11 protein-coding genes are annotated in these 14,235 nt (G+C 35.8%); 8 read left to right on the top strand and 3 right to left on the bottom strand.

Going from position 1 to position 14,235, the window contains the following annotated elements:
* Window positions 1–216: 216 nt before the first annotated feature.
* Window positions 217–1,419 carry a cardiolipin synthase gene (cls, locus tag ACTYBU_RS08670; RefSeq protein WP_445488915.1) on the bottom strand — a complete coding sequence of 401 codons (1,203 nt, stop codon included), beginning with the start codon at window positions 1,417–1,419 and terminating at the stop codon, window positions 217–219.
* A gap of 453 nt (window positions 1,420–1,872) precedes the next feature.
* On the opposite strand from cls, the gene rpoE reads away from it, so the two are divergent.
* Both rpoE and ACTYBU_RS08660 read left to right on the top strand, forming a co-directional pair.
* A complete protein-coding gene (gene rpoE, locus ACTYBU_RS08665) occupies window positions 1,873–2,445 on the top strand; it encodes a DNA-directed RNA polymerase subunit delta (protein WP_445488913.1) in 573 nt (190 codons plus the stop codon).
* A 247-nt stretch (window positions 2,446–2,692) separates the two neighbouring features.
* Window positions 2,693–4,297: a CTP synthase gene (locus ACTYBU_RS08660; RefSeq protein ID WP_445488911.1), complete on the top strand. Its 1,605-nt coding sequence runs from the start codon at window positions 2,693–2,695 to the stop codon at window positions 4,295–4,297.
* A 440-nt stretch (window positions 4,298–4,737) separates the two neighbouring features.
* On the opposite strand, the gene ACTYBU_RS08655 is transcribed toward ACTYBU_RS08660, so the two are convergent.
* Window positions 4,738–5,262 (bottom strand): DUF2529 domain-containing protein, encoded by a 525-nt coding sequence (locus tag ACTYBU_RS08655; protein ID WP_445489272.1) that lies wholly within the window; start codon window positions 5,260–5,262, stop codon window positions 4,738–4,740.
* Between the two features lie 258 nt (window positions 5,263–5,520).
* On the opposite strand from ACTYBU_RS08655, the gene ACTYBU_RS08650 reads away from it, so the two are divergent.
* From ACTYBU_RS08650 to ACTYBU_RS08625, 6 genes are all read left to right on the top strand, one after another.
* Entirely contained in the window at window positions 5,521–5,886 is a 366-nt protein-coding gene (locus tag ACTYBU_RS08650) for a response regulator (RefSeq protein WP_445489270.1), read from the top strand.
* A gap of 273 nt (window positions 5,887–6,159) precedes the next feature.
* Window positions 6,160–7,017 (top strand): class II fructose-bisphosphate aldolase, encoded by an 858-nt coding sequence (locus tag ACTYBU_RS08645; protein WP_445488909.1) that lies wholly within the window; start codon window positions 6,160–6,162, stop codon window positions 7,015–7,017.
* Window positions 7,018–8,204: 1,187 nt separating this feature from the next.
* Window positions 8,205–9,491 carry a UDP-N-acetylglucosamine 1-carboxyvinyltransferase gene (locus ACTYBU_RS08640; RefSeq protein WP_445488907.1) on the top strand — a complete coding sequence of 429 codons (1,287 nt, stop codon included), beginning with the start codon at window positions 8,205–8,207 and terminating at the stop codon, window positions 9,489–9,491.
* 941 nt (window positions 9,492–10,432) lie between these two features.
* Window positions 10,433–11,707 carry a transcription termination factor Rho gene (gene rho / locus ACTYBU_RS08635; protein ID WP_445488905.1) on the top strand — a complete coding sequence of 425 codons (1,275 nt, stop codon included), beginning with the start codon at window positions 10,433–10,435 and terminating at the stop codon, window positions 11,705–11,707.
* A gap of 305 nt (window positions 11,708–12,012) precedes the next feature.
* Window positions 12,013–12,213, top strand: coding sequence for a 50S ribosomal protein L31 (gene rpmE / locus ACTYBU_RS08630; RefSeq protein ID WP_443480927.1), 201 nt, complete (start codon window positions 12,013–12,015; stop codon window positions 12,211–12,213).
* 349 nt (window positions 12,214–12,562) lie between these two features.
* Window positions 12,563–13,183: a thymidine kinase gene (locus ACTYBU_RS08625; protein WP_445488903.1), complete on the top strand. Its 621-nt coding sequence runs from the start codon at window positions 12,563–12,565 to the stop codon at window positions 13,181–13,183.
* 61 nt (window positions 13,184–13,244) lie between these two features.
* On the opposite strand, the gene ACTYBU_RS08620 is transcribed toward ACTYBU_RS08625, so the two are convergent.
* Window positions 13,245–14,120, bottom strand: coding sequence for an STAS domain-containing protein (locus ACTYBU_RS08620; RefSeq protein WP_445488901.1), 876 nt, complete (start codon window positions 14,118–14,120; stop codon window positions 13,245–13,247).
* Window positions 14,121–14,235: the final 115 nt, after the last annotated feature.

Raw genomic sequence — 14,235 nt, 5'->3', positions numbered from 1 at the left:
TTCATGTTATTTTTGTTTTAATCCCGTATTATAGGGCGTACAACTCCCGCTTTTGGGTTTTCCTTTTATCCCACTCTTAACGGGAAGTAAAACCCCCACCTCAAGATGCAGAGAAATCGAGGAAACTAGGTGTTGAAACTCGCCCGTAAAGATCCGATAAGTTCAACTAACCATCAGTAGGGGATGAACAAAACCCCCACTGATGGAAGGTTCACTTTATAAAAAAGGAGATAGAATAAGAGCTGTTCGTTCTTTTATAAATTGCCAAGGAGACGGACTTGCAATATCTTCATAAAATATTTCATTTGAAGTCTGCAGATCATCCGCAATTACTTCTTTCATATGACGAATAAAGACTGGATCATAAATACTGCAGTTAATCTCATGGTTAAGAAAAATGCTTCGTTTATCAAAGTTAGAGGAACCGATCAAGCATATTTCATCATCCGCTACAAGTACTTTGCCATGAAAAAAGCCGTGGGTATATTGAAAAACCTGTGCCCCTTTTGAAAGCAAAATTCTTAAAGGAGGAAAGGAAGCTTCTTTTACAAGGAGATGATCTGCATTATTCGGCAAAAGAAAAGTAACTGAAACATTCCGTTTTAAAGCCAATATCAGCTCTTGCGTTAATTGTTTGCTTGGTATAAAGTAGGGAGTTCCAATAATAAGAGAGCTATTGCTATTGCGTATAATATGAGCTAATTCTTCTTCTAAATATTTTCCTTTTGAAGGAATAGTTTGATGTCTGGAATGTCCTTTTTTCTGCTTTGGGAAATAAACATCATTTTGCAGTAAATTAATTTTAGAGGCTTCCAGCCAATCAATTAAGAATGCTCTTTGCAAATCTTCTATCCCCTCTCCTTCTATTTTCATGTGATAATCTCTCCATGGACTCAATTTAAGATTTGCATGTATATAGTCTTTACCTATATTAAAGCCTCCCATAAACCCGATATTTCCGTCAATAATTGTGATTTTACGATGGTTTCTTACTTGAAGCGAAAAAAATAAAAACGGCAGCTTGGGGATTTGGCAATATCGAAACTGAACACCTGCAGATTTCAGCTTATTTACAGCCTTTTTTTTAAGCTTAAAACTACCCAGCCAATCAAGGATAAGACGCACTTCTACCCCTTCATTTGCTTTATCCTTTAATAAAGATAAAAACTCATTGCTGATGCTGTCCGCTTTAACTGTATAAAATAAAATATGAATATGATTTTTAGCATTTTTAATGGATGAAAATAAATCGGGAAATAGTTCTGTTCCATCTCTATATAGATGAAAGTCTGAATAACGAAAGGCGTGATTATGTCGGCTTATTTTTTTGAGATGATGTTTTCTTCCGAGATGAAAATCAATAGATAATAAAAGGATTAATATAAGCAATATAAAGATAATAAAAAGTAGTGACTTCATGTTATTCCTCCCTTGTGTGTTAGTATTTCCAAATGAGAAATATCTATCAATGTGGAAGAAAACTGCCTGTCGATACAGGCGAACTGCAAATAGCAGATAAATATGCTACTTTATTTTTTAGCTCTTGCAAAAAAAATGAAAAGAAGAAAATGAAGTGTAAATGAATAAAGATAAAAATTATTAATAGAAAAGACAAATAATACTTAACTGAAACTAGCATATTCACCAAGATTTTGTTTATAATGGAGAATATGTATTTTTGCTCTTTACTGTATAGGTCTACTCGTATAGAGTGATATTTTAGCTATGGACATATAATGTGGATAGTTGGAATTAGCTTTCTATACGTTTAAGTTTCTATATCTCGCTTTTACATAGGTTGTTACACTAGAGTGAGGGTATGGCTGCTTATGGCAGATGAAGGAGTCTAGATAGAGGAAGGAAGTGCAAGAAATGAGTGTAGAAAAGTACACAAAAGAAGAATTGCAAGAAATGTCATTAATAGAAGTTGCATTTGAATTATTAAGTGGTGCAAAAACGCCTTATTCCTTTCACGAAATTGTGAGTGAATTAACAAAAATTTTAGGGTTGACGGAAGATGAAGTAAATACAAAAATAGCTCAGTTTTATACAGATATAAATATTGATGGCCGATTTCTTTCTTTAGGGGATAATCGTTGGGGATTAAGAACATGGTATCCTGTTGAGAAATCAGAAGAAGAAATTGTAACTGTTACAAAACCGAAGAAGAAAAAATCGAAAAAAGTAGAAGAAGATTTTGATGATTTTGATATTCTCGAAGAAGAAGACTTCGATGATTTTGATGAAGAAATCGATGATGATGAGCTGTTAGACGATGACGAAGAAGATGAAGAGGAAGACGATTTATTAGACGATGATCTAGTAGAAGATGATGAGGACTTTGAAGAAGATATCGATGAAGAGTATGAAATCGATGAAGAAGACGAAGACGAAGACGAGGAAGATGATGAATTTGAAGAGGAAGAGAACGAAGGCAAAAAATAAGCCTCTTGACTTTTCAAGGTCATGCTTGTAAAATCATTTTTGGGCTCCTTTAAAAAGGAACGATCTAATATTCGCTTAATAGCGCTCCCTTACTTTAATAAAGTAAGAGGAGCGTTTTTGTTTTTTATAATAGTGTTTGGTAAATACATTTTCTTACAATCTTTTTACTCACCGGGGAAAAATATAAGGTGAATTGTCTTTAAAAAAGAAGAATATGTACAAACTGATTAATAAGGGGGATTTAATAATGACAAAATATATTTTTGTAACAGGTGGTGTTGTTTCATCACTTGGAAAAGGGATAACAGCAGCATCTCTTGGCCGTTTATTAAAAAATCGTGGTGTGAGTGTAACCATTCAAAAGTTTGATCCATATATAAATGTGGATCCGGGAACAATGAGTCCATATCAGCATGGAGAGGTTTTTGTTACAGATGATGGTGCAGAAACAGATCTTGACTTAGGTCATTATGAGCGTTTTATCGACATTAATTTAACAAAATACAATAATGTAACAACAGGTAAAATTTATTCAACTGTATTAAAAAAAGAGCGTCGCGGAGATTATCTTGGCGGAACAGTACAGGTTATTCCGCATATTACAAATGAAATTAAAGAAAGAGTTTTTCGAGCTGGCCGCGAAACAAATGCAGATGTAGTAATAACAGAAATCGGCGGAACGGTTGGAGATATTGAATCATTGCCGTTTTTAGAAGCGATTCGTCAAATTAAAAATGACATTGGCAGAGAAAATGTTATGTATATTCATTGTACTTTGGTGCCATATATTAAAGCAGCAGGGGAAATGAAAACAAAACCAACACAGCATAGTGTAAAAGAGCTTCGCAGTTTGGGTATTCAGCCAAATGTTATAGTTGTTAGAACAGAAAAAGAAATTTCACAAGATATGAAAGATAAGATTGCTTTATTCTGTGATATTGATACAAAAGCAGTTATTGAATGCCGTGACGCAGATACATTATATACAATTCCATTAGCGCTTCAAGATCAGAATCTAGATCAGATTGTATGTGAGCACTTGAAATTAAACTGCCAAGAAGCAGATATGACAGAATGGATTCAGTTAGTTGATAGAGTGCGCAATCTTTCTAAGATTGCTAAAATCGCACTTGTTGGAAAATATGTAGAGCTGCAGGATGCTTATATTTCTGTTGTTGAAGCGTTAAAACATGCTGGTTATGCTTTTGATGCAGATATTGAGATTGATTGGATCAACGCAGAAGAAGTAACAGCTGAAAACGCAGCAGAGCTTCTAAAAGAGGCAGATGGTATTTTAGTTCCAGGTGGATTTGGTGATCGTGGAATTGAAGGGAAAATCCATGCTGCACATTATGCTCGCGAGAACAAGGTTCCATTCTTTGGAATTTGTTTAGGGATGCAAGTTGCTTCTATTGAATTTGCACGAAACGTTTTAGGGTGGGAAGGAGCTCATTCTTCAGAGATTAGTGAAGATACGTCTTATCCAATTATTGATTTGCTTCCAGAACAAAAAGATATCGAAGATTTAGGCGGAACACTTCGCTTAGGACTATATCCATGTAAATTAAAAGAAAATACAAGAGCGTATGAAGCATATCAAGATGAAGTAATTTATGAAAGACATCGTCATCGTTATGAATTTAACAACCAATACCGTCAAGAAATGGAGAAGGCTGGATTTATTTTCTCTGGGACAAGCCCAGATGGCCGTTTAGTAGAAATAGTGGAATTAAAAGACCATCCATGGTTTGTGGCTTCACAGTTCCATCCAGAATTTATTTCAAGACCAACAAGACCACAGCCACTATTCCGAGACTTCGTTGGAGCCAGCATCAAAATGGCAGAGAAATAAGAAAAGCGGAAGCACCCGTTTAGGGACGAACGGACTGGAGCGCTTTGACTGAGATAAAGGAAACACGAAGAGCGAAACGATTCGATGTTGACTTATCGTAGGGAAGAGAGCGAAGTACGAGAGTCGCTGGGTGTTGCAGCTGGACAATAAGAAAAGCGGAAGCACCCGTTTAGGGACGAACGGACTGGAGCGCTTTGACTGAGATAAAGGAAACACGAAGAGCGAAGCGATTCGATGTTGACTTATCGTAGGGAAGAGAGCGAAGTACGAGAGTCGCTGGGTGCTGCAGCTGGACAATAAGAAAAGCGGAAGCACCAGTTTAGGGACGAACGGGCTGGAATGGAGAACCATCTATCTTTTTTTAAGTTAGATGGTTCTTTTAGTTTTCATAAAAAAGCTGACATTGAATCATTTGGGAAATGATCAAATGTCAGCTTTTCTTAATCAAATTCACTTAAAATTTCATCTATCGTGAATTTAATTCCATAGTAGGCGTATAAAGCAGCCATCAGTGCTGGGTATCCGTAGCGATTTCCAAACTCATCAGGCAACAAGCCTTTTTTTAGTGTTAAATCAATATGAACATCTGCTATATTTTGTATTCCCTCATTGTCCGCTGAAAGAATAGTGGAAATAGAGACGAAAGAAATATGGCGACTATTGAGCTGTTTGGCAAGGCGGTATGCGTCGGGATCATCAGAATTTCTAGAAATGAGCAAGAAACGGTCGTTCGGTTTGACATCATCCAAGTTTTGCAAATTCCAGACCGCAGTATTTTGTAATGGCTCTGCACTTACCATCGCTTCATTAATAACTCCAGCCATTTCATTTGTAGCAAATAAATAAATAGTCCCATCGCCAACAATTGCTTGGGCAAGCAGACGAGCACTGTCTTCGATTGACTCCTCTTTATCTTGAATTCTTTTAAATAATCCAGTCAATTGGGTTGAAAACATTTTTAACAATGTGTAAACCTCCATAAATTTTATTATATAAGCAGTGTAGAAAGTCAAAACGTAAAAAACGACAGAAATATCATAGCATTCGACGGAGAAATCCGCCAAAAATAATCCTTTTATTTTAATTTAATTATAAAGAAAGCGATTGAAAAGGCAAAATTTATAGAATATGGCAGGAAATTCTGGATAATATCTAGAAAGGTATTTAATGAAAATAAAAAGGCTGAAAAATAATGGGAATTGCTAGACAGGAAAGGTAGGTTCATTATGAAGGGTAAAATATTGATTGTAGATGATCAGTTTGGAATACGGATACTTTTAAATGAAGTATTTCAGAAAGAAGGATACCATACATTCCAAGCTGCAAATGGTGTACAGGCATTGGAGCTGGTAACAAAAGAAACACCAGATTTAGTATTATTAGATATGAAGATACCTGGAATGGATGGGATTGAAATATTAAAAAGAATGAAGAAATTAAATCAAGACATCCGAGTAATCATTATGACAGCTTATGGTGAGCTGGATATGATAAAAGAATCGAAAGACTTAGGTGCATTAACCCATTTTGCAAAACCTTTTGATATTGATGATCTTAGAGAGGCAGTAAAAAAATATATTCAACAGTAAAAACGAGAAAGATAGTCGTTTTGTTTAAATACATATACCGATAAAAAAGTAAAAAAATAGAAAAAAATACATAAATATTTGTGACAATTTAGAAAAAGTTGAAGGATTAATAGCATTTCTTCTCTTATTTTGGTATGATACAAATGAATTTAAATGGGAATGATTCGTTTTATTTTGCTTAGGGTAATAATAAATACATATTCCACTGTGAATTGGGAAATTTAATAAAGATTACCTTGTCAAAAGGACGATCATCAATAAGGAGGAAGAAAAATGCCTTTAGTTTCAATGACAGAAATGTTACAAAAAGCAAAAGCAGAAGGATATGCTGTTGGACAATTTAACTTAAATAACCTTGAGTTTACTCAAGCTATTCTTCAAGCTGCAGAAGAAGAGAAATCTCCAGTGATTTTAGGGGTTTCTGAAGGTGCAGCACGTTATATGGGCGGATTTACAACAGTTGTAAAAATGGTAGAAGGATTATTGGTAGATTACAAAATCACTGTACCAGTAGCAATTCATTTAGACCACGGTTCAAGCTTTGAAAAATGTAAAGAAGCAATCGATGCAGGTTTCACTTCTGTTATGATTGATGCTTCTCACCACCCATTTGAAGAAAACGTTGAAACTACTTCTAAAGTAGTAGAATACGCTCATTCAAAAGGCGTTTCAGTTGAAGCTGAATTAGGAACTGTTGGCGGACAAGAAGACGATGTTGTTGCTGAAGGCGTTATTTATGCGGATGCAAAAGAATGTGACGAGCTAGTGAAACGTACAGGCATTGATTGCTTAGCTCCAGCTCTAGGTTCTGTACATGGTCCTTACAAAGGAGAACCAAACCTTGGGTTCGCAGAAATGGAAGAAATCGGCAGCTTGACTGGTATGCCATTAGTATTACATGGCGGAACTGGTATTCCTACAAAAGACATTCAAAAGTCTATTTCTTTAGGAACTGCTAAAATTAATGTTAATACTGAAAACCAAATCGCTTCTGCTAAAGCAGTTCGCGAAACTTTAGCTGCAAAACCAGAAGAGTACGATCCACGTAAATATTTAGGACCAGCTCGTGATGCAATTAAAGCTACAGTTGTTGGTAAAATTAAAGAGTTTGGATCTTCAAACAAAGCATAATAAAAAGAAAGAAATTTTTTCTTTAATAATATAGAAACCGCCTGTAAGGGCGGTTTTGTTCAGAGATAAGAAAGTATAAGTTTTCTGAAGTCTGATAGCTGTCTAGCTCAGCGCCTATTGCCTATCGAACTTCAGGTCATCTCCCTACGATAAGTCAACATCGATTCGCTAACGCTCATCGTGTTTCCTTTATCTCAGTCGAAGCCTTCCGAAGGACAGGATGTTTAAGTGCCGATGTTGCCACAGGACGTGGCGAACTTAATCGGCCAGTTCGTACGGCAATGAGCAAGGCGCTTACGCTTTTCTTACTTATCAATAGACAGAAAAATCCGTCGAATTTAAAATGAGTGGTCGAAATGCATTCATATTTTAAATTTTCCTTTCCAAAAGAAGTATCTTAGAAGACGTCTCAGGAAATAATAAACAATATATCCAAGTTAGGAAAATAGATAGTTTTTAATGCTTCTAATATTGATATAGGAAGGGAATAATAATGGGAAGTTAGAGCCTAAATGAAGGTTCTGCAAATTTTAAGTTGACTATTAAATCAGGCAGAAATCGAAGAATTCCTTTGCTGGAATGGGGTAAGTGATTTTCTGGAAAATGTGGAACGACAAAGCATTTGTTTAGCGATAGCATGCACTTCTGAAATAGTTCCTCCAAAATTATTTTTTTAAAGATTCAAAGAAATAAAAAATAATAAAAAATCTTCAACTTTTGTCACGGTTCATGTTCTTTTATGCTTTTTCAAAGATTAGAAAAGTAAACCTTTACCATGTTAGGCGATAAATAGCAGGCTTATTGTCTCTAGTCATTTTGTTAAAGGTGAAAGAATCCCCCTTTAACACTTGTTGGCAATTACATAATAGTTGCCCTTTTCCTATCAAGATTACTTTTTGGTATAATAATTGAATTAGTATAAAACAATGATTTTACGTCCAAGCCTTGATTCAATTTTTATATGTTTATGTTTGTACAAATTCTTTTTAAATGTACTGTTATAATGAATAGATGTAGATAAATCTTTCGAGCAAAATTCGCAGCTCTTTTTCTGTATAAATTGCTTTATTGTTTGTTTCGTAATACTCCGATATGATTTATTCTATTCAGGCTGATTGATGAAAATGATTGACTATCAGTGGTACATAGTTTGTACTTGTTTTGCATGGCTTAGAAGGGAGTTAGAAATGGAAAAACTTATGATTGCAGGTGGATCTCCATTAAAAGGAACTGTGCGAATAAGCGGAGCAAAAAACAGCGCTGTAGCTCTTATCCCAGCAACCATTTTAGCAGATTCTCCAGTTACCATTGAGGGATTGCCTGACATTTCTGATGTGCAAATTTTAAAGGAAATTATGGAAGAACTAGGTGGAACTGTATCACTTTCTGATTCAGATATGACCGTTGATCCAACCTCTATGATTTCAATGCCTATGCCAAATGGAAAGGTTAAAAAATTACGTGCTTCCTATTATTTAATGGGAGCGATGCTTGGCCGGTTTAAAAAAGCGGCTATAGGGTTGCCGGGCGGCTGCCATCTTGGACCACGTCCAATCGATCAACATATTAAAGGCTTTGAAGCACTTGGAGCACAAGTAACAAATGAGCAGGGGGCCATCTATCTTCGTGCTGAGGAATTAAGGGGCGCGCGAATTTATTTAGACGTTGTCAGTGTTGGAGCAACGATAAATATCATGCTTGCTGCAGTAAAGGCAAAAGGCAGAACCATTATTGAAAATGCAGCAAAAGAACCGGAAATTATCGATGTTGCTACATTACTAACAAATATGGGTGCGAGAATAAAAGGCGCAGGCACGGATATTATCCGAATTGAAGGAGTAGATCAGCTTCATGGCTGCCGTCATACGATTATACCTGATCGCATCGAAGCTGGAACGTATATTATTATTGGCGCTGCTGTTGGTGAAGGTATATTAGTTGATAATGTTATACCTCAGCATTTAGAATCGTTAATTGCAAAGCTTAGAGAGATGAATGTGCATATTGAATCAAGTGATGATCAAATATTTGTAAGTTCCAACCCGGATTTAAAAGCAGTGGATATAAAGACATTGGTTTATCCAGGATTTCCAACGGACTTGCAGCAGCCTTTTACATCGCTTTTAACCAAAACAAAAGGGACAAGCATGGTTACTGATACTATATATGGTGCTAGATTTAAGCATATTGATGAGCTGCGGCGAATGAACGCTGCAATCAAAGTGGAAGGACGCTCAGCGATTATTAATGGACCTGTACATTTACAGGGAGCAAAAGTAAAAGCCAGCGATCTTCGTGCTGGAGCAGCCTTAGTAATTGCCGGTCTTATTGCAGAAGGTGTTACTGAAGTTACAGGGCTTGAACATATAGATAGAGGATACAGTAATTTAGTTGAAAAGCTTAATGGTCTGGGTGCAACCATTTGGAGAGAAGATATGTCTCAGGAAGAATATGAACAAATAAAAAACGCATAAAATGAACACTTGTCAGTAAGGGAGGCAGGCACATCCCTGCTGAAGGGGAAGAATCATTGGGTACAAACCCCAGAAACGAGGATATTAAGACGTGGTGATATAATCTCCGTTCCTTCGATTCGATCTTTTACAGCCAGTTGTATAAGGCAACTCTGCATTTAGATTTTTCTTCTCATACAATTTGATTATTTAAATAGTGAAAAAGAGATAAAATCGTGATTAATCATCTAATAAAGGGGCAAAATGAATAAAATATGCCCCTTATCCTTCCTTAAATAATTATTTCCTAAAGATATAAATGTTGAATTAGTAAAAATATTTATAGTTCAAAAATAACTTCCAGAATTTTTAACTCTTGCTGTAAAAAATACTTGTTGCACATTTTTTATAGTAAGAGTTAAAATAGAGATTGCTTTTGGTAGATTGCTTTTTCATATAAATTTCGATAGAGAAACAATTTTTTATTGTTTCAGAGTGTGGACAAAGAAGTATTTGCACATACCACAGACTAATCGAAACATGTGTGTATTGTATTTCGAGGCGCGAAGGGCAACAGAATTTGGAACGATGTTGTCACAGGCTAAACGGGATGCAAAACAATCGAAAGGACGTGGCGCAGTTAGTCGATTTTCCTTTAATGCATACTTAGGCATTCATCCTCTTGTAACCTAGTAATGAGCATCCGAGTATGGGCGAACAACGAAGTAATTGAGCGTTTGTCGACAGATTTCTACATCAATGTAATTAAATGCATGCATGTAGAAATCCGCAAGATGAAAAATTTTTTGCAATATAACTTCAGTTTATTTATTCTCGCATCAATAATGTATTTCTTCACACAGTCAATTGCCTCAAAATGAATAAAACATTCCTTCCCTGATAGTTATTTTTTGTTCGAAAAATGGTAGGAATAACTGAAAATTTAAAAGAGTGGTGTCAAAATGGGATTAAACATATCTAGTTTAGAAAATATGAAATTAAAAGAGCTATATGAGTTAGCACGAGAATATAAAGTATCATATTATAGTAAGTTAACAAAAAAAGAATTGATTTTTTCAATTTTGAAAGCAAGAGCAGAACAAGAAGGCTATTTCTTTATGGAAGGTGTACTGGAAATCATCCAGTCGGAAGGTTTTGGATTCCTACGACCTATCAATTATTCTCCAAGTTCTCAAGATATCTATATTTCTGCATCTCAAATAAGAAAATTTGATTTAAGAAATGGGGATAAAGTTTCTGGAAAAGTGCGTCCGCCAAAAGAAAATGAACGTTATTTTGGTTTGCTGCAAGTAGAAGCAGTGAATGGGGACGATCCAGTTGCAGCGAAAGAAAGAGTGCATTTTCCAGGATTGACTCCTTTATATCCAAATCGTCAAATGAAGTTAGAAACAACACAGAAGAATGTTTCCACTCGAATAATGGATGTATTAGCGCCGGTTGGATTTGGACAGAGGGGACTTATTGTTGCACCGCCAAAAGCAGGGAAAACCATGTTGATTAAAGAAATTGCAAACAGTATTACAACAAACCATCCAGATGCCGAATTAATTGTATTGTTAATAGATGAACGTCCGGAAGAAGTGACAGATATTGAAAGATCTGTTACAGGAGATGTTGTAAGTTCTACATTTGATGAGGTGCCGGAAAACCATATAAAAGTGGCAGAGCTTGTATTAGAAAGAGCGATGCGCCTTGTAGAACATAAACGTGATGTAATTATTTTAATGGATAGTATTACAAGGCTTGCACGTGCATACAACCTTGTTATTCCACCAAGTGGCAGAACACTGTCAGGTGGTATTGATCCAGCTGCTTTCCACCGTCCAAAGCGTTTCTTTGGTGCTGCCCGTAATATCGAAGAAGGCGGTTCTTTAACGATTTTGGCGACAGCTTTAGTCGATACTGGTTCTCGAATGGACGATGTTATCTATGAGGAATTTAAAGGAACAGGCAACATGGAGCTTCATTTAGACCGTTCGCTTGCAGAAAGAAGAATATTCCCTGCTATCGATATTCGCAGATCAGGAACAAGAAAAGAAGAACTTCTTATTCCAAAAGAGCATTTAGATAAATTATGGGCTATTCGTAAATCGATGTCTGATTCTCCTGATTTTGCAGAGCGCTTTTTGCGTAAATTAAAACAAACAAAATCGAATGAAGATTTTTTTGCTGTATTAGCAGATCAAATGAAAGCAGGAACCGCAAAACGTTCTTAATAAAAAAGAGATAAAATTTACGACAATATAATTTGGTAATTAATAACTATAATAATTGTTTATATGTTAAGATTTTATGCAGTCCCCAAATTGTAGTAGGTTAAATCTAGTGAAACTAGGCATAATAGCTAATTATTGTTATTATAAAAAGGATAAAACATTCTTATTATGAAACAACCATTCGAGTTGCAAAATAGAAATGTCCTTGCTATAATGAACACAGTGTGTTTTTAAAATTAACAATGACTATTCATTGTTTTATAACTCTGTTTCGAAAGTTGCAGGGCGGAAGGAGATGAAAAGGAATGAAAGCAGGAATTCATCCTAATTATAATCAAATTACGGTGAAATGTGCGTGTGGAAATGAGTTCACAACTGGTTCTGTTAAAAAAGAAATGAAAGTTGAAACTTGTTCTGAATGCCACCCGTTCTATACTGGACGTCAAAAATTCGCTGAAGCTGGCGGACGTGTTGATCGTTTCAACAAAAAATACGGTCTTAAGTAATATTAAATGTCAAGAACAGGCAAGAAGTTATTATTCCTTGCCTGTTCTTCTTTTATGCTTAAATAAACAGGGCATCCATGGGGAGCATAAACAAGGTCTAGTATAACCAACCAGACAGACGTTGACGCTTCGCTTACAACTAAGCTGCTTAAGAATAGACGGCAAGGCATTTATTATTGATACACGTGCATTACTTTCTATTCTTAAGCGTCTTATGCTTATAGGTTGACGAATTATTTGGAAGACAGGCCTATGTTTGAGTTGTCTTTGACGTTCATTTTTCTGTTTCTTTGAATGGCTTTTTATATGAAATAAAAGAAGTAATTGTTTTGGAGGAAGGAGTGGTTTCATGTATGTGATGAAACAACATGGATGGGTGGAAGTTATATGTGGAAGTATGTTTTCTGGTAAATCGGAGGAACTTATTCGTCGTGTAAGAAGAGCAGAATTCGCAAAACAAAATATTATAGTATTTAAACCTAAAATAGATAACCGTTATAGTGATGAAGCAGTTGTATCTCATAATGGAACTGCCACAAATGCAGTTCCAATCAGCCGGTCTGCAGAAATTTTTGAACATGTTACATTGGATATAGAGATAGTTGCTATTGACGAAGTTCAGTTCTTTGATCAGGAAATAGTAAATGTAGTCCAGCATTTAGCCAATAGCGGTTATCGAGTAGTTTGTGCAGGACTCGATCAAGATTTCCGGGGAGAACCTTTTGGAAGAATGCCGGATTTAATGGCTATTGCAGAGTTGGTGACAAAACTGCAGGCGGTGTGTGCTGTATGTGGTTCCCCTGCAAGCCGTACACAACGTTTAATTAATGGTTCTCCAGCATCTTACGACGATCCAATTATTCTAGTTGGTGCTTCTGAATCTTACGAGCCACGCTGTCGTCATCATCATGAAGTGCCAAAATCTCCACAGAGCCAAAAAAAGCAGGATAGTACTTCTTCGCCATTATAATATAATAGAAAGGCCACTCCAATGGTGAGGAGGGGCCTGGCTTGTACTATAAGCAAACTCTCTATAGAGAATAATCATTTCTTTCAATGCCCCATTTAGAAAATGCTTGTTTTAAAGTTGCGTAAGTTTCAACTTCTCCTAAGCTAATCCCTGGTTGCTCAATTGTTTCTGCCACTTCAGGACGGATGCCGGATAGGATAGGCTTAATTCCAATAAAATGAAGGACTTTTATTAATTTTAGCAGTTCATGTAAAATAATGGTATCAATAACAGCTATTCCGGATAAGTCAATCAGTAAATAGCTTATTTTTTCTAGTAAACAGCGTTCGGGTACTTGTTCTAAAATTAGTTTTGCCCGGATGGAATCAATATTGCCAATCAAAGGAAAAACGCCGATGTGATTAATGATAGGAATAACTGGAATGCTGAGTTCTTGTATAAGCTTTTGCTGTGCAAAAAAACGATCTTGAGTAAATTCATGATACATACTGCCGAATTGGTTATTTAATTGATCAAAAGCACAGTGGAAAATAGAACTCCATTTTAATACCGTTTCTGTTGGTATACGATACATTAGAATACATAACTCGATTTCGTCCCAAATGGTTTTGCGAGTAATACTTAATGCCTGTAGAACTTCGTGTGCTGGAGTGCCCAAATCCACTCTGCTTTGAGCGACATCTTTTGCCCAGTTTGATAGATTGTCAGAAAATGCTTGCTGATCTTCTAAAAAAGCGCTCATGGCAGTTTTGATAGTAGAAGCATGCTGATTCTCCAATAAACCTTTAACAGAAGAAGATGATTTTTTGGAGTAAATGGATCCATCTTTGCCATTCATAAGAGTAAACCACTTTTCCGTGATTTTGGCAGAGTTCTTAACAATATAATCATATAAAGATTTATCCGTTAAAGACATTTGCGCATCCTCTCTTTCCATTGATACATCTATTATAAAGGAATTAGCGGAAAAGTAATAAAAAATGACCTATTTCTTGCTTCATTATAAAGAAAGGTATACGAGGAAAGGTTTGAAAGGAAGTTAGTATTTTCCA

This window comes from Niallia sp. 03133 (genome assembly GCF_052663225.1).
The sequence above is the reverse complement of the archived record's forward strand: the minus strand, read 5'-3'. Positions and strand labels throughout refer to the sequence as shown.

Bases quoted from the DNA above. Each gene is read 5' to 3' on its own strand.
- cls (WP_445488915.1), bottom strand. From the start codon at position 1,419: ATGAAGTCACTACTTTTTATTATCTTTATATTGCTTATATTAATCCTT.
- rpoE (WP_445488913.1), top strand. From the start codon at position 1,873: ATGAGTGTAGAAAAGTACACAAAAGAAGAATTGCAAGAAATGTCATTA.
- ACTYBU_RS08660 (WP_445488911.1), top strand. From the start codon at position 2,693: ATGACAAAATATATTTTTGTAACAGGTGGTGTTGTTTCATCACTTGGA.
- ACTYBU_RS08645 (WP_445488909.1), top strand. From the start codon at position 6,160: ATGCCTTTAGTTTCAATGACAGAAATGTTACAAAAAGCAAAAGCAGAA.
- ACTYBU_RS08640 (WP_445488907.1), top strand. From the start codon at position 8,205: ATGGAAAAACTTATGATTGCAGGTGGATCTCCATTAAAAGGAACTGTG.
- rho (WP_445488905.1), top strand. From the start codon at position 10,433: ATGGGATTAAACATATCTAGTTTAGAAAATATGAAATTAAAAGAGCTA.
- rpmE (WP_443480927.1), top strand. From the start codon at position 12,013: ATGAAAGCAGGAATTCATCCTAATTATAATCAAATTACGGTGAAATGT.
- ACTYBU_RS08625 (WP_445488903.1), top strand. From the start codon at position 12,563: ATGTATGTGATGAAACAACATGGATGGGTGGAAGTTATATGTGGAAGT.
- ACTYBU_RS08620 (WP_445488901.1), bottom strand. From the start codon at position 14,120: ATGGAAAGAGAGGATGCGCAAATGTCTTTAACGGATAAATCTTTATAT.